This is a genomic window from Aeromonas aquatilis, assembly GCF_054052405.1.
In genome coordinates, this window is record NZ_JBSTYP010000053.1 from 1 (window position 1) to 18,216 (window position 18,216).

32 protein-coding genes and 1 pseudogene are annotated in these 18,216 nt (G+C 54.3%); 3 read left to right on the top strand and 30 right to left on the bottom strand.

What is annotated here, in order from left to right:
* Positions 1-17 precede the first annotated feature (17 nt).
* Positions 18-134: pseudogene (locus ACW5W8_RS18185) on the top strand (gamma carbonic anhydrase family protein); the annotation flags it as partial.
* A 177-nt stretch (positions 135-311) separates the two neighbouring features.
* Here ACW5W8_RS18185 and rplQ read toward each other — a convergent pair.
* From rplQ to rpsJ, 28 genes are all read right to left on the bottom strand, one after another.
* A complete protein-coding gene (rplQ, locus tag ACW5W8_RS18190) occupies positions 312-695 on the bottom strand; it encodes a 50S ribosomal protein L17 (protein WP_005307999.1) in 384 nt (127 codons plus the stop codon).
* Between the two features lie 43 nt (positions 696-738).
* Entirely contained in the window at positions 739-1,728 is a 990-nt protein-coding gene (locus ACW5W8_RS18195) for a DNA-directed RNA polymerase subunit alpha (protein ID WP_005307997.1), read from the bottom strand.
* A 25-nt stretch (positions 1,729-1,753) separates the two neighbouring features.
* Positions 1,754-2,374, bottom strand: coding sequence for a 30S ribosomal protein S4 (gene rpsD / locus ACW5W8_RS18200; protein WP_011704319.1), 621 nt, complete (start codon positions 2,372-2,374; stop codon positions 1,754-1,756).
* A 39-nt stretch (positions 2,375-2,413) separates the two neighbouring features.
* Positions 2,414-2,803, bottom strand: a complete 390-nt coding sequence (rpsK, locus tag ACW5W8_RS18205) for a 30S ribosomal protein S11 (RefSeq protein ID WP_005319702.1) — start codon at positions 2,801-2,803, stop codon at positions 2,414-2,416.
* 14 nt (positions 2,804-2,817) lie between these two features.
* Complete coding sequence (gene rpsM, locus ACW5W8_RS18210) at positions 2,818-3,174, bottom strand: 30S ribosomal protein S13 (RefSeq protein ID WP_005307991.1); 357 nt, start codon at positions 3,172-3,174, stop codon at positions 2,818-2,820.
* A gap of 139 nt (positions 3,175-3,313) precedes the next feature.
* Positions 3,314-3,427, bottom strand: a complete 114-nt coding sequence (gene rpmJ / locus ACW5W8_RS18215; RefSeq protein WP_005319705.1) for a 50S ribosomal protein L36 — start codon at positions 3,425-3,427, stop codon at positions 3,314-3,316.
* A 27-nt stretch (positions 3,428-3,454) separates the two neighbouring features.
* A complete protein-coding gene (secY, locus tag ACW5W8_RS18220) occupies positions 3,455-4,783 on the bottom strand; it encodes a preprotein translocase subunit SecY (RefSeq protein WP_042059159.1) in 1,329 nt (442 codons plus the stop codon).
* Positions 4,784-4,791: 8 nt separating this feature from the next.
* On the bottom strand, positions 4,792-5,229 hold the full coding sequence (rplO, locus tag ACW5W8_RS18225) for a 50S ribosomal protein L15 (RefSeq protein WP_498629352.1): 438 nt from the start codon (positions 5,227-5,229) through the stop codon (positions 4,792-4,794).
* Positions 5,230-5,231: 2 nt separating this feature from the next.
* Positions 5,232-5,411: a 50S ribosomal protein L30 gene (gene rpmD, locus ACW5W8_RS18230; protein WP_005307985.1), complete on the bottom strand. Its 180-nt coding sequence runs from the start codon at positions 5,409-5,411 to the stop codon at positions 5,232-5,234.
* Between the two features lie 6 nt (positions 5,412-5,417).
* Positions 5,418-5,918, bottom strand: a complete 501-nt coding sequence (gene rpsE / locus ACW5W8_RS18235; RefSeq protein ID WP_011704318.1) for a 30S ribosomal protein S5 — start codon at positions 5,916-5,918, stop codon at positions 5,418-5,420.
* A gap of 14 nt (positions 5,919-5,932) precedes the next feature.
* On the bottom strand, positions 5,933-6,286 hold the full coding sequence (gene rplR, locus ACW5W8_RS18240) for a 50S ribosomal protein L18 (protein WP_005340606.1): 354 nt from the start codon (positions 6,284-6,286) through the stop codon (positions 5,933-5,935).
* Positions 6,287-6,295: 9 nt separating this feature from the next.
* A complete protein-coding gene (gene rplF, locus ACW5W8_RS18245; RefSeq protein WP_005340607.1) occupies positions 6,296-6,829 on the bottom strand; it encodes a 50S ribosomal protein L6 in 534 nt (177 codons plus the stop codon).
* 13 nt (positions 6,830-6,842) lie between these two features.
* Positions 6,843-7,235 carry a 30S ribosomal protein S8 gene (rpsH, locus tag ACW5W8_RS18250; protein WP_005307980.1) on the bottom strand — a complete coding sequence of 131 codons (393 nt, stop codon included), beginning with the start codon at positions 7,233-7,235 and terminating at the stop codon, positions 6,843-6,845.
* Between the two features lie 21 nt (positions 7,236-7,256).
* Positions 7,257-7,562: a 30S ribosomal protein S14 gene (gene rpsN, locus ACW5W8_RS18255; protein ID WP_005340609.1), complete on the bottom strand. Its 306-nt coding sequence runs from the start codon at positions 7,560-7,562 to the stop codon at positions 7,257-7,259.
* A 10-nt stretch (positions 7,563-7,572) separates the two neighbouring features.
* Positions 7,573-8,112, bottom strand: coding sequence for a 50S ribosomal protein L5 (gene rplE / locus ACW5W8_RS18260; protein ID WP_005331162.1), 540 nt, complete (start codon positions 8,110-8,112; stop codon positions 7,573-7,575).
* A gap of 13 nt (positions 8,113-8,125) precedes the next feature.
* Positions 8,126-8,443 (bottom strand): 50S ribosomal protein L24, encoded by a 318-nt coding sequence (gene rplX / locus ACW5W8_RS18265; protein WP_005307977.1) that lies wholly within the window; start codon positions 8,441-8,443, stop codon positions 8,126-8,128.
* A gap of 11 nt (positions 8,444-8,454) precedes the next feature.
* Positions 8,455-8,823: a 50S ribosomal protein L14 gene (gene rplN, locus ACW5W8_RS18270; RefSeq protein ID WP_005307975.1), complete on the bottom strand. Its 369-nt coding sequence runs from the start codon at positions 8,821-8,823 to the stop codon at positions 8,455-8,457.
* Between the two features lie 147 nt (positions 8,824-8,970).
* Entirely contained in the window at positions 8,971-9,219 is a 249-nt protein-coding gene (gene rpsQ, locus ACW5W8_RS18275; protein ID WP_033138836.1) for a 30S ribosomal protein S17, read from the bottom strand.
* Positions 9,219-9,410 (bottom strand): 50S ribosomal protein L29, encoded by a 192-nt coding sequence (gene rpmC / locus ACW5W8_RS18280; RefSeq protein WP_005307965.1) that lies wholly within the window; start codon positions 9,408-9,410, stop codon positions 9,219-9,221. Before rpmC ends, rpsQ begins: the two co-directional genes overlap by 1 nt.
* Positions 9,410-9,823, bottom strand: a complete 414-nt coding sequence (gene rplP / locus ACW5W8_RS18285; protein ID WP_005340612.1) for a 50S ribosomal protein L16 — start codon at positions 9,821-9,823, stop codon at positions 9,410-9,412. Before rplP ends, rpmC begins: the two co-directional genes overlap by 1 nt.
* Before the next feature lie 13 nt (positions 9,824-9,836).
* On the bottom strand, positions 9,837-10,550 hold the full coding sequence (gene rpsC / locus ACW5W8_RS18290; RefSeq protein WP_005307962.1) for a 30S ribosomal protein S3: 714 nt from the start codon (positions 10,548-10,550) through the stop codon (positions 9,837-9,839).
* A gap of 3 nt (positions 10,551-10,553) precedes the next feature.
* Entirely contained in the window at positions 10,554-10,898 is a 345-nt protein-coding gene (gene rplV, locus ACW5W8_RS18295; RefSeq protein WP_005319741.1) for a 50S ribosomal protein L22, read from the bottom strand.
* Between the two features lie 10 nt (positions 10,899-10,908).
* Positions 10,909-11,187 (bottom strand): 30S ribosomal protein S19, encoded by a 279-nt coding sequence (gene rpsS, locus ACW5W8_RS18300; RefSeq protein WP_005307960.1) that lies wholly within the window; start codon positions 11,185-11,187, stop codon positions 10,909-10,911.
* A 22-nt stretch (positions 11,188-11,209) separates the two neighbouring features.
* Entirely contained in the window at positions 11,210-12,031 is an 822-nt protein-coding gene (gene rplB, locus ACW5W8_RS18305) for a 50S ribosomal protein L2 (protein WP_005340614.1), read from the bottom strand.
* Between the two features lie 15 nt (positions 12,032-12,046).
* Positions 12,047-12,349: a 50S ribosomal protein L23 gene (gene rplW, locus ACW5W8_RS18310; protein ID WP_005319747.1), complete on the bottom strand. Its 303-nt coding sequence runs from the start codon at positions 12,347-12,349 to the stop codon at positions 12,047-12,049.
* Positions 12,346-12,951, bottom strand: coding sequence for a 50S ribosomal protein L4 (gene rplD / locus ACW5W8_RS18315; RefSeq protein ID WP_025325386.1), 606 nt, complete (start codon positions 12,949-12,951; stop codon positions 12,346-12,348). Before rplD ends, rplW begins: the two co-directional genes overlap by 4 nt.
* 17 nt (positions 12,952-12,968) lie before the next feature.
* A complete protein-coding gene (gene rplC / locus ACW5W8_RS18320; RefSeq protein ID WP_005340620.1) occupies positions 12,969-13,601 on the bottom strand; it encodes a 50S ribosomal protein L3 in 633 nt (210 codons plus the stop codon).
* A 22-nt stretch (positions 13,602-13,623) separates the two neighbouring features.
* Entirely contained in the window at positions 13,624-13,935 is a 312-nt protein-coding gene (rpsJ, locus tag ACW5W8_RS18325) for a 30S ribosomal protein S10 (RefSeq protein ID WP_005307944.1), read from the bottom strand.
* A 378-nt stretch (positions 13,936-14,313) separates the two neighbouring features.
* Here rpsJ and ACW5W8_RS18330 point away from each other — a divergent pair, with 378 nt between their 5' ends.
* A complete protein-coding gene (locus ACW5W8_RS18330) occupies positions 14,314-15,240 on the top strand; it encodes a DMT family transporter (RefSeq protein WP_498629361.1) in 927 nt (308 codons plus the stop codon).
* A gap of 37 nt (positions 15,241-15,277) precedes the next feature.
* On the opposite strand, the gene envZ is transcribed toward ACW5W8_RS18330, so the two are convergent.
* Positions 15,278-16,588, bottom strand: a complete 1,311-nt coding sequence (gene envZ / locus ACW5W8_RS18335) for a two-component system sensor histidine kinase EnvZ (RefSeq protein WP_498629363.1) — start codon at positions 16,586-16,588, stop codon at positions 15,278-15,280.
* Positions 16,585-17,307 carry an osmolarity response regulator transcription factor OmpR gene (gene ompR, locus ACW5W8_RS18340; protein WP_498629365.1) on the bottom strand — a complete coding sequence of 241 codons (723 nt, stop codon included), beginning with the start codon at positions 17,305-17,307 and terminating at the stop codon, positions 16,585-16,587. Before ompR ends, envZ begins: the two co-directional genes overlap by 4 nt.
* Before the next feature lie 249 nt (positions 17,308-17,556).
* Here ompR and greB point away from each other — a divergent pair, with 249 nt between their 5' ends.
* Entirely contained in the window at positions 17,557-18,030 is a 474-nt protein-coding gene (gene greB / locus ACW5W8_RS18345) for a transcription elongation factor GreB (RefSeq protein ID WP_005355349.1), read from the top strand.
* The last annotated feature ends 186 nt before the right edge of the window (positions 18,031-18,216 follow it).

The following is an 18,216-nucleotide window of genomic DNA, read 5'->3' on the forward strand; positions in this document are numbered from 1 at the left end:
AAAACAAGGAGGCCAAGATGGACTTGCGACTGAGACCCTACAAGGGAAAACGCCCGCAATTGGGCAAACGGGCATATGTAGATCCCTGCGCAACACTGGTGGGCGATATCGAACAGGCCGATGATACGCAAGTAAAGTGAGCAATTCCGTATTACGCCAGGTTCGGAACTGCTCTTAGCTCCTATATAGAAGAAGTTGAATAATGAAAGAAGGCAGTTGAGGCAGTTGAGGCAGTTGAGGCAGTTGAGGCAGTTGAGGCAGTATCAGGATTCATTAAAAGAAAAGCCGGGACAAGCCCGGCTTTTTCTTTATCACTCAGCAGCTGCTTCAGCAGCGGCCGGGCGGTCTACCAGCTCAATATAAGCCATAGGGGCGTTGTCGCCAGCACGGAAACCGCATTTCAGAATGCGAGTATAACCGCCGGCGCGCTCCAGGTAGCGCGGGCCCAGTTCATTGAACAGCTTAGCCACGATCGCGTTGTCGCGAGTGCGGGCAAATGCCAGACGACGATTAGCAACGCTATCAGTCTTGGCAAGGGTGATCAGCGGTTCAACTACACGACGCAGCTCTTTTGCCTTAGGCAGAGTCGTCTTGATGATCTCATGACGAACCAGGGAGCTGGCCATGTTGCGGAACATTGCCTGACGATGGCTGCTGTTCCGGTTCAGTTGACGACCACTCAAACGATGGCGCATGACCTTATCCTTCTAACTAAATCTGTGAAACCCGTAATCTGGATTACTCGTCAGCGATGCTGGCGGGCGGCCAGTTCTCAAGGCGCATGCCAAGAGACAGACCACGGGAGGCCAACACGTCCTTGATCTCAGTCAGGGACTTCTTACCGAGGTTAGGAGTCTTAAGCAACTCAACTTCGGTACGCTGTACCAGATCACCAATATAGTGGATAGCTTCTGCCTTCAGACAGTTCGCAGAACGAACTGTCAGCTCCAAATCATCGACAGGACGTAGCAGAATCGGATCAAACTCGGGTTTCTCTTCTTTCTTCTCGGGCACGCTGACATCGCGCAGATCCACGAAGGCTTCCAGTTGCTCGGCCAGAATAGTGGCAGAACGACGGATGGCTTCTTCAGGATCCAGGGTACCATTGGTCTCCATGTCGATGACCAGCTTGTCCAAGTCGGTACGCTGTTCCACACGTGCTGCCTCGACATTGTAGGCAATACGAACGATGGGGCTGAACGCGGAGTCCAGCAGCAGGCGACCAATCGGACGCTCTTCGTCATCGTTGTGAACACGAGCAGAAGCAGGCACATAACCACGACCGCGCTGAACTTTCAGGCGCATGCTGATTTCAGCATTGGCACCAGTCAGGTGGCAGATTACGTGCTCCGGGTTTACGATCTCGACTTCATCACCGTGAGTGATATCACCAGCGGTAACGGGGCCTGTTCCAGACTTGGTCAGGGACAGAGTTACCTCGTCCTTGCCTTCCAGCTTTACAGCGATACCTTTCAGGTTGAGCAGGATTTCAAGAATGTCTTCCTGTACACCTTCTTTGCTGCTGTACTCATGCAGTACCCCGTCAATTTCGACTTCAGTAACTGCACAACCGGGCATAGATGAAAGCAAAATACGACGCAGGGCGTTGCCCAGCGTGTGACCAAAGCCACGCTCAAGTGGCTCAAGAGTCACTTTCGCATGAGTCGGGCTAACTTGCTCGATGTCAACTAGCCGCGGTTTAAGAAAATCTGTTACAGAACCCAGCATTGTGTCCTCTCTTTAGAAGCTAGCTTTACTTGGAGTAAAGCTCGACGATCAGCTGTTCGTTAATGTCGGCAGACAGGTCGGAACGCTCTGGCAGACGCTTGAAAGCACCTTCCATTTTAGCGGCATCAACCTCTACCCAAGTCGGCTTCTCACGCTGACCAGCAACTTCCAGGGAAGCTTTGATACGCGCTTGCTTCTTAGCCTTCTCACGAACGCAGATCACGTCCTCAGGGGAAACCTGGAAAGAAGGAATGTTCACAACGCGACCGTTGACCATGATGGCCTTGTGGCTCACCAGCTGACGAGATTCAGCACGGGTAGCACCGAAGCCCATACGGTAAACGACGTTGTCCAAACGACCTTCCAGCAGCTGCAACAGGTTTTCACCGGTGTTACCCTTTTGACGGGCAGCGTCGCGGTAGTAGTTGCGGAACTGTTTTTCCAATACGCCGTAGATACGACGAACTTTTTGTTTCTCGCGCAGCTGAACACCGTAGTCAGACAGACGCGCTTTACGCGCACCGTGTTGACCAGGAACGGTGTCAATCTTGCACTTAGAATCAATCGCACGAACACCAGACTTCAGGAAGAGGTCGGTGCCCTCACGACGGCTAAGCTTAAGCTTAGGACCGATATATCTTGCCATCTTCTTTCTCCAACAATCCTAGACCAAGTAGCTACAGCGTTACACGCGACGCTTCTTGGGAGGACGACAACCGTTGTGCGGGATCGGAGTCACATCAGTAATGTTAGTGATGCGGAAACCAGCCGCGTTCAGAGCGCGGATGGAAGACTCACGACCGGGCCCCGGACCTTTGACCATGACTTCCAGGTTCTTCACGCCGTATTCTTTGGCGATCTCACCAGCACGCTCAGCAGCTACCTGGGCAGCAAACGGAGTGGACTTACGGGAACCACGGAAACCTGAACCACCGGAGGTAGCCCATGACAGAGCATTGCCCTGACGGTCAGTAATGGTCACGATTGTGTTGTTGAAAGATGCATGAACGTGCGCAATACCGTCGCTCACTTGCTTTTTAACGCGCTTGCGAGCACGAGTCGGAGTTTTAGCCATTTTCTACCTTCCCGTTACTTCTTGATAGCCTTGCGCGGACCCTTACGGGTACGAGCGTTGGTCTTGGTACGTTGACCACGAACAGGCAGGCTACGACGGTGACGCAAACCACGGTAGCAACCCAGATCCATCAAGCGTTTGATGTTCATGGAAATCTGACGACGCAAGTCACCTTCAACGGTGAATTTACCTACTTGCTCGCGCAGACTCTCGATCTGAGCTTCGTCCAAGTCTTTAATTTTCACATTCTCAGCAATACCGGCTGCGGCACAGATGGCCTTGGAGCGGGTACGACCGACGCCATAAATCGCAGTCAACGCAATGACTGCATGCTTATGGTCAGGAATGTTAATGCCAGCGATACGGGCCACTGTTCACTCCTACTTAGCGTAGATAACGACCACCACAAAGCCCGTGAGCGGATACGTGGCGGTCAACCAATACACAACAAAAGTTGGCTGGCTATATTAGCCAGCACAACTATTTGTTGCAAGTACTAACCGTAAAAAATTAGCCTTGGCGCTGTTTATGCTTTGGCTCGCTGCAAATCACACGCACCACACCGTGACGCTTGATGATTTTGCAGTTACGGCAGATTGCCTTAACGGAAGCACGAACTTTCATTGCTTAACTCCGTAACTACGCCGACCTTTAGCGGCCGTAGCCCTTCAGGTTGGCCTTCCTCAGGACGTCACCATATTGATGAGACATCATATGGGTTTGTACCTGAGCCATGAAGTCCATGATAACTACCACGATAATCAGCAGCGAAGTGCCACCGAAGTAGAACTGTACGTTCCAAGCAGTCATCAAGAACTGGGGTACCAGACAGATAAAGGTTATATAGAGCGCACCTGCCAATGTCAGGCGAGTCATAACCTTATCGATGTAACGTGCTGTCTGCTCGCCCGGGCGGATCCCCGGGATAAAGGCTCCACTCTTCTTCAGATTATCTGCTGTCTCGCGGGGGTTGAACACCAGCGCGGTATAGAAGAAGCAGAAGAAGATAATGGCTGCTGCATACAGCATCTCGTAAAGCGGTTGACCCGGCTGCAGGACCATAGAGACCTGTTGCAGGATATCAGCTACTTTACCCTCGCCCTGACCAAACCAAGAGGTAATGGTCCCCGGGAAGAGGATGATACTGGATGCGAAAATCGCAGGAATCACACCGGCCATATTTACTTTCAACGGCAGGTGTGTGCTTTGCGCGGCGAATACCTGGCGGCCTTGTTGACGCTTGGCATAGTTAACGACGATACGACGCTGACCACGCTCCACGAACACCACAAAGTAAGTCACTGCGAAAACAATCAAGCCCAGCAACAACAACAGCAGGATGTGCAATTCCCCTTGACGTGCCTGTTCGGCCGTAGCGCCAATGGCATGCGGCAGACCGGCAACGATACCTGTGAAAATAATCAACGAGATACCATTACCAATCCCACGCTCGGTAATCTGTTCACCCAACCACATCAAAAACATGGTACCGGTGACCAGACTCACAACCGCTGTGAAATAGAAGCCTAAACCCGGATGAGTCACGAGTCCATGCATCATATTCGGCAGACCGGTTGCAATACCAATGGCCTGGAAAGTTCCCAAAACCAGCGTGCCCCAACGGGTATATTGGCTAATCTTGCGACGGCCGGATTCACCTTCTTTCTTGAGTTCAGCAAGAGCGGGGTGAACCACTGTCAGCAGCTGGATAATGATCGACGCCGAAATGTACGGCATGATCCCCAACGCAAGAATAGAAGCACGCGAGAGTGCACCACCACTGAACATGTTGAACATCTCAATGATGGTGCCCTTCTGTTGCTGGAACAACTCGGCCAGTACGGCGGCGTCAATACCAGGAATCGGCACATAAGAGCCTGCACGGAAAACGATAATCGCCCCGAGAACGAAGAGCAGACGGCTCTTCAGTTCACTCAGACCACCCTGTGCTTTAACATCCAATCCTGGTTTCTTAGCCATTGTACTGATTATTCCTCGATTTTACCGCCAGCGGCCTCGATGGCTGCACGTGCACCTTTGGTGACGGACAGACCACGAACGGTCACAGCACGGTCAATGTTGCCAGACAGAACAACTTTAGCGAAAACGATGTTCTTGGTAACAACACCGGCTTGCTTCAGAGTGCTCAGATCGACCACATCACCTTCTACCATGGCGATTTCGTTCAGACGCACTTCAGCTGAAATCAGCGATTTGCGAGAGAAGAAACCGAACTTCGGCAGACGGATTTTCAAAGGCATCTGGCCGCCTTCGAAACCGTTGCGAACTTTGCCGCCACCGGAACGAGAGGTTTGACCTTTAACACCACGACCACCGGTCTTGCCCAGACCAGAACCGATACCACGGCCCGGACGGTGCTTAACGCGCTTGGAACCAGCGGCCGGAGACAGAGTATTCAGACGCATGCTTAGCCCTCCACCTTAACCATGTAATAAACCTGGTTGATCATACCGCGTACGCAAGGAGTATCTTCCAGCTCAACGGTGTGACCAATGCGACGCAGACCCAGACCACGCAGAGTCGCCTTGTGCTTTGGCAGACGGCCGATAGAGCTGCGAGTTTGAGTTACTTTTACAGTGTTAGCCATGTCGCATTACCCCAGAATTTCTTCAACGCGCAGACCACGCTTGGCAGCGATCTGGGCAGGGGATTGACCCTGTACCAGAGCGTCTACAGTTGCGCGAACAACGTTGATTGGGTTGGTGGAACCGTAGGTCTTGGCCAGCACGTTGTGGATACCGGCAACTTCCAGAACAGCACGCATGGCGCCGCCTGCAATGATACCAGTACCTTGAGAGGCCGGCTTCATGAATACGGTGGAGCCAGAGTGAACACCACGCACCGGGTGGTGCAGAGTGCCGTTGTTCAGCTCAACCTTATTCAGGTTACGCTTAGCCTGTTCCATTGCTTTTTGAATAGCAGCCGGAACTTCACGGGCTTTACCGTAACCGTAACCTACACGGCCGTTACCATCACCCACCACGGTCAACGCGGTGAAGGACATGATACGACCACCTTTAACAGTTTTCGAAACGCGGTTTACTGCAATGAGCTTTTCTTGCAGTTCGCCGGCTTGAGATTCGACTTTAGCCATCTTCGACTCCTAGCTTAGAACTGAAGACCAGCGTCACGTGCGGCAGCTGCCAGAGCAGCGATGCGGCCGTGATACTTGAAACCGGAACGATCGAAAGATACGTTCTGAACGCCTTTGGCAATAGCACGCTCAGCGATAGCTTTACCTACAGCGGTAGCAGCATCTGCATTACCGGTGTATTTCAGAGCTTCACTGATGGCTTTCTCTACTGTGGAAGCAGAGGCCAGAACTTCGGAACCGTTGGCTGCAATAACCTGCGCATAGATATGACGCGGGGTACGGTGAACAACCAGACGGGTGGCTCCCAGTTCCTGCATCTTTTTCCGAGCACGAGTAGCACGACGGAGACGAGCTGCTTTCTTGTCCATAGTGTTACCTTACTTCTTCTTAGCTTCTTTAGTACGCACTTGCTCGTTGGCATAGCGTACACCCTTGCCCTTGTAGGGCTCCGGAGCGCGGTAAGCACGGATATCGGCGGCGACTTGGCCAACCAGCTGCTTGTCGACGCCACGCAGAACGATTTCTGTAGCAGTCGGGCATTCAGCGGTCACACCAGCCGGCAGCGCATGCTCTACCGGGTGAGAGAAGCCCAGAGCCAGCGCAACAGCATTGCCCTTGATGGAGGCTTTATAACCTACACCAACCAGCTGCAGCTTGCGCTCGAAGCCTTGGGTAACACCGATTACCATGTTGTTGACCAATGCACGGGCAGTACCGGCCTGAGCGTCAGCACCAGCGATGCTGCCGCGCGGGGCGAACTTGAGTACATTGTCTTCTTTGGTCACTTCTACACCGGCGTGAATAGAGCGAACCAGAGAACCTTTACCACCTTTGATGGTCAGTTCCTGGCCGTTCAGAGTCACCTCTACGCCAGCAGGAATAGTGACGGGTGCCTTAGCAACACGAGACATTTCCTACCTCCTATTAAGCGACGTAGCAGATGATCTCACCGCCCATGCTTGCTTTGCGAGCAGCACGGTCAGTCATCACACCTTTAGACGTGGACACGATAGCAACACCGAGACCGCCCATGACTTTCGGCAGATCAGTAGTGCGCTTGTAAATACGCAGGCCTGGACGGCTTACGCGTTGGATCAGTTCTACAACTGGCTTGCCCTGGAAATATTTCAGTTCAATTTCCAGTTCCGGCTTCACGTCACCAGCTACGGAGTAGCCAGCGATGTAACCTTCTTCTTTCAGCACTTTGGCGATAGCCACTTTCAGCTTGGAAGAAGGCATGGAAACCGCAACTTTGCTCGCCGCCTGACCGTTACGGATGCGGGTCAGCATATCCGCGATCGGATCTTGCATGCTCATAAGTCTAACTCCCGAGATTCGTTACCAAGAAGCCTTCTTCAGGCCCGGAATTTCGCCCTTCATGGCATGCTCACGCACCTTGATGCGAGACAGGCCAAACTTGCGCAGGAAACCGTGCGGACGACCAGTAATATTGCAACGGTTACGCTGGCGGGACGGACTGGAATCACGGGGCAGCTGTTGCAGTTGCAGTACAGCATCCCAACGCGCTTCTTCAGAAGCGTTCATGTCAACGATGATAGCTTTCAGCTCGGCACGCTTGGTCGCGTACTTGGCTACCAGCTTGGCACGCTTTGCTTCGCGCGCTTTCATGGATGTTTTAGCCATAACCCTAACCTTACTTGCGGAATGGGAAGTTAAAGGCAGCCAGCAGAGCACGGCCTTCTTCATCGGTATTCGCGGAAGTGGTGATGGTGATATCCAGACCACGGACGCGATCGACTTTGTCATAGTCGATTTCCGGGAAGATGATCTGCTCACGCACGCCCATGGAGTAGTTACCACGACCGTCGAACGCTTTAGCGTTCAGGCCACGGAAGTCACGGATACGCGGTACGGAGATGCAGATCAGCCGTTCCAGGAACTCCCACATACGCTCGCCACGCAGGGTTACTTTACAACCTATCGGGTAGCCTTCACGAATCTTGAAGCCCGCAACAGATTTGCGAGCTTTGGTGATCAGCGGCTTCTGACCGGAAATGGCAGCCATATCGGCAGCAGCATTTTCCAGCAACTTCTTGTCAGAGATCGCTTCACCAACACCCATGTTCAGGGTGATTTTCTCGATCCGAGGGACTTGCATGATAGTCTTGTAACCGAACTGCTTTGACAGTTCATTTACTACATCGGATTTGTAGTAATCATGCAGTTTCGCCATCGTTAAACTCCAATTACTTCACAAGTTCGCCGGTGGATTTGAAGAAACGGACTTTTTTGCCGTCTTCAATCCGGAAACCAACGCGGTCAGCTTTGCCAGTGGCAGAGTTGAACAGCGCTACGTTTGATACATCGATGGGGGCTTCTTTGGTGACGATACCGCCAGCCTGACCCAGTGCGGGTACCGGCTTCTGGTGTTTCTTCACCTGGTTGATGCCTTCAACGATTACCTTACCTTTTGCAATCAGGACTTGAGTGACTTTGCCACGCTTGCCCTTGTCTTTGCCGGTAAGTACGATCACTTCGTCTTCGCGACGGATTTTAGCTGCCATCGTTCGACTCCTTACAGTACTTCGGGTGCCAGGGACACAATCTTCATGAACTTCTCATTACGCAGTTCACGGGTCACCGGGCCAAAAATACGAGTACCGATTGGCTGTTGGTTGTTGTTAAGCAACACAGCCGCATTGTTGTCGAAACGGATGACAGAGCCGTCCGGACGACGAACGCCTTTACGGGTGCGTACGACCACCGCGTTATACACATCACCTTTCTTCACTTTACCGCGAGGAATAGCTTCCTTGATGGAAACCTTGATGATGTCGCCGATGCCGGCGTAACGGCGGTGCGAGCCACCCAGAACCTTAATACACATTACACTGCGAGCGCCGGAGTTGTCGGCAACACCCAGCATACTTTGCATCTGGATCATCTTAGTGCTCCGCTTTGTTTACTTCTTATCCCTGATGGGATCTGGCTGCCTTCAAAAGGCGCGAAACTATAACACAGGATTTTTAGAAAAGGTAGCCTAAAAAACAAACGGCCCCTGAAAGGGGCCGTTTGGACTACAAAGTACCGATTAGGCCTTTTCTAAGATCGCAACCAGGGTCCAGGACTTGGTCTTGGACAGCGGGCGGCATTCGCGGATTTCCACGAGATCGCCTGCTTTACACTCGTTGGTCTCGTCATGTACGTGCAGCTTGGTAGTGCGCTTGATGATCTTACCGTAGATCGGGTGCTTTACCTTACGCTCGATAGCAACAGTGATGGACTTGTCCATCTTGTCGCTGATTACACGACCTTGCAGAGTACGGATCTTGTCAGTCATTACGCACCTGCCTTCTCAGTCAGTACAGTCTTGATACGTGCGACGTCACGACGCACTTGTTTCAGAGTGTGAGTCTGAGCCAGCTGGCCGGTGGATGCTTGCATGCGCATGTTGAATTGCTCACGCAGCAGGCCCAGCAGCTCCTGGTTCAGTTCTTCGACGCTCTTTTGACGCAGATCTTGGGCTTTCATCACATCACCGTCTTAATTACGAAAGTGGTCTGAACAGACAGCTTAGCTGCGGCCAGGGCGAACGCTTCACGCGCCAGAGCCTCAGGTACACCGTCCATCTCGTACAGAACCTTGCCAGGCTGGATCGGGCAAACCCAGTATTCCACGTTACCCTTACCTTTACCCATACGAACTTCGAGGGGCTTTTCGGTGATGGGCTTGTCCGGGAACACACGGATCCAGATCTTACCTTGACGCTTAACGTGACGGGTCATGGCACGACGGGCTGCTTCGATTTGACGAGCAGTCAGTTGACCACGGGATGTCGCCTTCAGGCCAAAGGTACCGAAGGATACTTCGTTACCAGAGGTGGCCAGACCGCGGTTACGACCTTTGTGGGTCTTGCGGAATTTAGTACGCTTAGGTTGCAACATTTACCGAATCTCCTTACTTAGCAGCGCGGCGCTTGTTGTCACGCTTGGGCTTTGCAGGAGCTTGCTCTTGAGCAGCGGCAGCGTTAACAGCAGCCAGACCGCCCAGAACTTCGCCCTTGAAGATCCAAACTTTAACGCCGATCACACCGTAAGTGGTGTGGGCTTCAGAAGTTGCGTAGTCGATGTCGGCACGCAGGGTGTGCAACGGCACACGACCTTCACGGTACCATTCGGTACGCGCGATTTCAGCGCCGCCCAGACGACCGGAAACTTCCACTTTGATGCCCTTGGCACCCAGGCGCATTGCGTTCTGTACGGCGCGCTTCATAGCACGACGGAACATTACACGACGCTCCAGCTGGGAAGTGATGCTGTCGGCAACGAGTTTGCCATCCAGCTCCGGCTTGCGGACTTCGGAAATGTTGATCTGAGCAGGCACACCAGCAATAGTGGCTACAGCTTTGCGCAGCTTCTCAACGTCTTCGCCTTTCTTACCAATTACAACACCCGGACGAGCGGTGTGAATGGTCACACGGATGCTCTTGGCCGGACGCTCAATGGTGATCTTGGACAAGGACGCATTTTTCAGTTCCTTGGTCAGGAACTGGCGTACTTGAAAATCGCTGTACAGGTTGTCAGCGAAGTCTTTGGTGTTCGCGAACCAGGTAGAATTCCAAGGCTTGGTAATACCCAGGCGAATGCCATTAGGATGTACTTTCTGACCCATTGCTTATCTCCCAGCCTTAGCGTCGGATACCACTACAGTGATGTGAGCGGTACGCTTGAGGATACGATCCGCACGACCTTTGGCACGCGGACGGATGCGCTTCATGGAGGGACCTTCGTCGACCATGATAGTAGCAACACGCAGCGCGTCGATATCGGCGCCTTCGTTGTGCTCAGCGTTTGCAATGGCAGATTCCAGCACTTTCTTAACCAGCACTGCAGCCTTTTTCGGGCTGAAGGTCAGGATATTCAGAGCCTTGTCTACGGACAGACCACGTACTTGATCGGCTACCAGACGAGCTTTCTGGGCAGAAGTACGGGCATAACGGTGTTTAGCGATAGCTTCCATCATTTATCCCTTAGCGCTTCTTAGCCTTCTTATCAGCAGCATGGCCGCGATAAGTACGAGTCGGTGCGAATTCACCCAGTTTGTGACCGATCATTTCTTCGGTAACGAAAACCGGAACGTGCTGACGACCATTATGGACAGCGATGGTCAAACCGATCATGTTCGGGATGATCATTGAACGACGGGACCAGGTTTTAACCGGCTTTTTATCCCCGCTTTCCACCGCTTTCTCTACCTTCTTCAGCAAGTGCAGGTCAATAAATGGACCCTTCTTGAGAGAACGTGGCATGGTGATTCCTCTATGTTAACAATTACTTGTTACGACGACGTACGATGTACTTGTCGGTACGCTTGTTCTTACGGGTCTTGAAGCCTTTAGCCTTCTGGCCCCATGGGGACACAGGCTGCATGCCCTTGTTACGACCCTCACCACCACCGTGCGGGTGATCAACCGGGTTCATCGCCATACCGCGAACGGTCGGACGAATACCACGCCAGCGGTTTGCACCGGCTTTACCCAGTTGACGCAACATGTGCTCGGAGTTACCGACTTCACCGATGGTAGCGCGGCACTCGGCCAGAACTTTACGTACTTCGCCGGAACGCAGACGCAGAGTTACATAGTTACCTTCACGAGCCAGGATCTGGATGAAAGTACCAGCGGAACGAGCCAGCTGGGCACCTTTACCAGGCTTCATCTCTACAGCGTGAACGGTAGAACCAACCGGGATGTTGCGCATCGGCAGGGCGTTACCTACCTTGATGGCAGCATCAGCACCAGAAGCGATCGCGTCACCAGCTTTCAGGCCTTTCGGAGCCAGGATGTAACGACGCTCACCGTCTGCATACAACACCAGAGCGATGTTAGCGGTACGGTTCGGATCGTATTCCAGGCGCTCTACTTTAGCCGGGATACCGTCTTTGTCGCGCTTGAAGTCGACGATACGGTAGTGCTGCTTGTGACCACCACCGATATGACGGGTAGTGATACGGCCGTTGTTGTTACGACCACCGGACTTGCTTTTGCTGTCCAGCAGAGCGGCGAAGGGCTTGCCCTTGTACAGCTCTTGATTGACGATCTTGACGACGTGGCGGCGGCCCGGAGAAGTAGGCTTGCACTTAACGATTGCCATTTTTGAGAACTCCTCTTACTCGGCTGCGCCCATGAAGTCGATGTCCTGACCAGCTTTCAGGGTCACATAAGCCTTTTTCCAATCGGAACGACGGCCTACACGCGCACCTGAGCGCTTGGTCTTACCCTTCATGTTCAGGGTACGGACGGTCTCAACTTCGACCTCGAACAGTTTCGCAACTGCAGCTTTGACTTCCGCCTTGGTAGCGTCGACAGCAATTTTGAACACGATAGTGTTCTGCTTCTCGGCAACCATGGTGCTCTTTTCAGAGATGTGCGGAGCCTTCAGAACTTTCAACAGACGTTCTTCGCGGATCATGCCAGCATCTCCTCGATTTGCTTAACTGCATCAGCAGTCATCAGAATCTTGTCGAAGGCGATCAGGCTGACCGGGTCGATACCGGCAACATCACGCACGTCGACCTTGTACAGGTTGCGAGCAGCCAGGAACAGGTTCTCATCGACTTCAGCAGTCACGATCAGAACGTCAGTCAGTTCCATCTCTTTCAGCTTGGCGATCAGTTCTTTGGTCTTCGGCGCTTCGATGCCGAATTTCTCGACAACGATCAGGCGCTCTTGACGTACCAGCTCGGACAGAATGCTACGGATAGCGCCGCGGTACATCTTCTTGTTTACTTTCTGGCTGTGATCTTGCGGCTTAGCAGCAAAAGTCACACCACCGGAACGCCAGATGGGCGAACGGATGGAGCCAGCACGGGCACGACCAGTACCCTTCTGACGCCACGGCTTTTTGCCGCCACCAGACACTTCAGAGCGAGTCAGCTGCGCACGAGTACCCTGACGGGCACCAGCGGCATATGCAACGACGACCTGGTGAACCAGAGCTTCGTTGAATTCGCGCCCGAAGGTAGTCTCGGAAACTTCAAGAGCGCTCTTGGCGTCTTTCATTACCAATTCCATTACTATCTCCTCAGACGTTACGCTTTGACGGCAGGTTTGACGATCACGTTGCCGTTGGTTGCACCCGGTACTGCGCCTTTGATGAGCAGCAGGTTGCGTTCAGCGTCAACACGAACCAGTTCCAGGTTCTGAGTCGTTACACGCTCAGCACCCATGTGACCAGCCATCTTTTTGCCCTTGAATACACGACCCGGAGTCTGGTTCTGACCGATAGAACCCGGAACGCGGTGAGACAAGGAGTTACCGTGGGTCATATCCTGGGTGCGGAAGTTGTGGCGCTTAACAGTACCAGCAAAGCCTTTACCTTTGGATGTGCCAGTAACGTCTACCAGCTTAACGTCAGCGAGAAGATCTACTTTCAGCTCGCTACCAACAGTGAAAGTTTCACCGTTGTTCAGGCGGAATTCCCACAGACCGCGACCGGCTTCTACACCAGCTTTGGCGAAGTGGCCAGCTTCCGGCTTGGTCACACGGCTGGCTTTTTTGGCGCCAGTGGTAACCTGAATAGCGTTGTAGCCGTCGGTTTCTACAGATTTGACCTGAGTTACACGGTTAGCTTCAACTTCGATAACAGTCACCGGGATAGAAACGCCATCTTCAGTGAAGATGCGAGTCATACCCACTTTGCGACCTACAAGACCGATTGTCATTGTTATCAACCTCTTTCCGTAATTAACCCAGGCTGATCTGGACGTCTACACCAGCTGCCAGATCCAGACGCATCAGGGCGTCTACGGTCTTGTCAGTCGGCTCAACGATGTCTACCAGACGCTTGTGAGTGCGGATCTCGTACTGATCACGCGCATCTTTGTTGACGTGCGGGGAGATCAGGACGGTGAAGCGCTCTTTGCGAGTCGGCAGCGGAATAGGACCGCGAACCTGCGCGCCAGTGCGCTTTGCAGTTTCAACGATTTCCGCAGTGGATTGATCAATCAGGCGATGATCAAAAGCCTTCAGGCGGATACGGATTCTTTGGTTCTGCATTGACAGAGCTCCAATAGATAAAAGAACATAAATCAACACCGCCCGACCGAGATTTCTCCCGCCAGAGGTGTGATTTTTCACGTTTCCTCCCATATCGGGAGGACTGTATGGCTGGTCTCTGCAAGCAGTAAACTCAGCAGCAGACATATCGTCTGGCTTACCTCATGGGTAAGCGGAGGGGATTATACGGATTTTTTCAATTTGCGCAAGATAGGGCGAACAGATTGTGCACAATTTTCTGTGACAGATGGATCTCTGTCACCGCCCCCGAAAAGGCACGTCCATGACAGGAATCACCTCAAGGAATGTCCGGCGTCACGACAAGCTCGCCAATGGGCTGATAGACTGCCGCTTTCTTCCGTTCATGACACGACAGCGATGATCAAAGATCAAAACAAAGCCTACCAGTACGCACTCTGCGCCGTGGCGCTATGGTCCACGGTGGCAACGGCCTTCAAGATTTCCCTCACCTATTTTGCTCCGGTGCAACTGCTGCTGGTTGCGGCGCTGACCTCGACCCTGCTGCTGGGCACCATAGTGCTCAAGCAGGGCAAACTGCCGCTGCTCTGCAGCTATCTGCGCAGCCGCCCGCTCTATTACCTGATGCTGGGGGTGATGAATCCCTTCCTTTATTACCTGCTGCTGTTCAAAGCCTATGATCTGCTGCCGGCCCAGCAGGCGCAGACCCTCAGCTACACCTGGGCTATCACCCTCACGCTGCTCTCGGTGCCGTTCCTCGGCCAGACCCTGCGCCGCCGCGACGGGGTAGCTATCGTGCTGGGCTATTTCGGGGCGCTGGTCATTGCCACCAAGGGGGATGTCTTCGGACTACACTTTGACAATCCCTTGGGGGTCGCGCTGGTGCTGCTCTCGACCCTTATCTGGGCCAGCTACTGGATCCTCAATACCCGCAATCAGGGGGATCCCGTCGTCAGCCTACTGCTTGGTTTCATTATCAGCCTCCCCTTCATCGTGTTCGCCACCTGGCTGCTGGCCGACTTCCAGCTGACCGCATGGCAAGGCTGGCTCGGCGCCATCTATGTCGGGATCATCGAGATGGGGTTTGGCTTCGTGCTCTGGCTGATGGCAATGCGCCACGCCACCAATACGGCGCCCATCAGCAACCTTATCTTCATCTCGCCATTTGCCTCGCTGGTACTGCTCAACCTGCTGGTTGGCGAGGCGATCCATCCTGCCACCCCTATCGGGCTGGGCTTGATCGTAGCCGCACTGCTGATCCAGCAGCTGAGATATGGCAAGCGCTATCGCAAGGCGGCCGCCACCACGCCGGAGAAAGTGGTCTGATAATGCAGAAGGGCGTATCCACCGATACGCCCTTCTCTCAATCCATCCACTCCTGTGGCTGATGTTTCGGCAGCCTCATCTCAACCAGCAAGCCGCCGAGATCCGAACTTCCCAGCCGGATAGTGCCATGGTGCTGGGCGACTATCTTGGCCACGATGGCCAACCCCAGCCCACTGCCGCCAACGGTCCGCGCCACATTACCCTGAGTAAACGGCTTGAGCACCCGGGAGTAGTCCTGCTCCGGAATGCCGGGACCATCATCGGAGAGGCGCAGGCGCACCCAGTGCCCATCGTCCTTGAGCTCGGCATGCAGCCTGCTCGCCCCATAACGCAGCGAGTTGCTCGAAAGGTTGTTCAACACCCGCCGGATGCTGACCGGATTGCAGGCCACCCGCACCGCCTCTTGCGGCAGCGCCAGATCAACTTCCAGTCCCTGCTCCGAGTAGATCAGCAAGGTATCGTGCACCAGCTGGGTCAGGTCGATCGGCTCCAGATCCTGGCCTTCATCCGGGCGGATGTAATCGATGAACTGATCGATGATGGCATTGGACTCATCGATGTCGGCGTTGATGCTCTCCTTGAGGTACTCGTCACCGGAGGACATCATCTCGGTCGCCAGCCGGATGCGGGTCAGCGGCGTGCGCAGATCGTGGGAAACCCCCGCCATCATCAGGTTACGCTCTTCGATCAAGCTCTTGATGGAGTGCGACATGTGGTTGAAGGTGCGGGTCAGTCGCCTTACTTCCCGTGAACCCAGCTCCCCCAGCGCCTCGGGGAAATGGCCTCTGGCTACCGCAACCGCACCCGCCTCAAGATCTTCGAGCGGACGCACCAGCTGCCGGGCAAAGCGCCAGGCCGCAAAGAGGGTGATCACCAGCAATACGCTCAGATAGATGATGAGGGGCTCGATGTCGTCATCTTCAATCTCGGTGAGCGGAATACGCACCCAGATGTCGCTCGCCTGGGGGGGCTGGATCCAGATGATGTAGTGATCCTGGATCTCTACCCGCACCTTGGCCGGGCCGCCCAGTTCACGGCTGATGTTCTCCTCCAGATAGGGGTACGGCTTGGCATCGTTGAAACCATGCTGAGTCGCCTCACTCTGGGTATAGATGTCGGTACCGGTCGTCACGTAAACCAGCGCCTCGGCATCCTCGCTCAGCGCCAACTGTTTGCTATTGACCGGAAAGATCAGCTTGACCTGATTGGCCAGCAAGTGACTGATCTGCTTGACGGTTGGCGCCAGCAGATAGTTATAGAAGGTGACGTAGGAGACCGCTTGATAGACCACCAGCACAGCGGCCAGAAACCAGAGCATGCGCGAGAACATGCTGCCGACCTTTTTCATGCACCGTCACCATCTGGCACGAACACATACCCCAGACCCCAGACGGTCTGCAGATAGCGGGGCTGGGCCGGATCCTGCTCCAGCAGGCGGCGCAGGCGAGAGACCTGCACATCGATGCTGCGTTCGGTGGCGGTATACTCGCGACCACGGGCCAGATTCATCAGCTTGTCGCGGGAGAGCGGTTCGCGCGGATGGCTGACCAGCACTTTCAGCACTGCAAATTCACCGCTGGTCAAGGCCATGGGTTCACCATCCCGACTCAGTTCGCGCGTTGCCAGATTGAGCTGGTAACTGCCAAATGTCACCACTTTCTCGGCGGTAGAGGGCGCCCCCGGCAGCTCGACGGTATGACGGCGCAGCACGGCACGGATCCGTGCCAGCAGCTCGCGCGGGTTGAACGGCTTGGGCAGATAGTCATCGGCCCCCATCTCGAGCCCGACGATGCGGTCCACTTCATCCCCCTTGGCGGTGAGCATCAGCACCGGGATCTGGTTGCCCGCTTCCCGCAGACGGCGGCAGATGGAGAGCCCATCCTCCCCCGGCAACATCAGATCGAGCACCATCAGGCTGAAGTTTTCACGAGTCAGCAAGCGATCGGCTTGCTCGCCATTGGCCACGCCGCGCACCACGAATCCCTGCTCGGTGAGATAGCGTTCCAACAGGGAACGTAATTTCAGGTCATCGTCCACGACCAGGACCTTGTATTGCTGCAGACTCATTGCTTTGCCTCTTCATTCTTTAGCTGCCCCCAATACTAGGGGGGGATATAGCGGGAGCAAAGCACAAATATGTTACCGGTTATTACCCGTCCCGAGAGCGTGACGGCCATCAAGTCACCGCGCTGGCTATCTACTCCCTGAATGGCGCCAGCCGAGCCATCACGATTTCCCTCGACAGCAAGAGGACAAAAGCTAATATTCCCGAGCAGTTAGCGATGAATACCCCTCTTTGACCAGGTCCGCATCACCATGAAGACAAAGCTGATCACCCGCGAAGGCTACAACAAGCTGAAAGAAGAGCTCGATTTCCTCTGGCGTCAGGAGCGCCCCGAGGTAACCAGGAAGGTGGCATGGGCCGCCAGCCTGGGGGATCGCAGCGAAAATGCCGACTACCAGTACAACAAGAAGCGGCTGCGGGAGATCGACCGGCGGGTGCGCTACCTGCGCAAATGCCTCGAAGAGCTGGGGATCGTCGACTATGCCCCCGCGCAGGAGGGCAAGGTGTTCTTCGGCGCCTGGGTCGAGGTGGAAAACGAAGAGGGCGAGACCAAGCGCTTTCGCATCGTCGGCTATGACGAGATCTTCGAGCGCAAGGATTACATCTCCATCGACTCCCCCATGGCCCGCGCCCTGCTCAAGAAAGAGGTCGGCGATGAAGCCATCGTCCGTACGCCAGTTGGTGACGTCTGCTGGTATATCAACGAGATCAGCTACCCCAAATAGCCGGACTGCTTGCCACAGGCACATCCTGAGTCACAGGTGCAATGGCAAGATAGGCACCCTCCCCTGCGACTTATCAGTCTGACGGGTGCAGACCCCGGCGCAGGGTGGCATCCCGTAACACGACCCCATATAGTGCTCACACTTGGCGCCTGATGGCGCGGACTCGACCACAGAGGCCCTCAACAA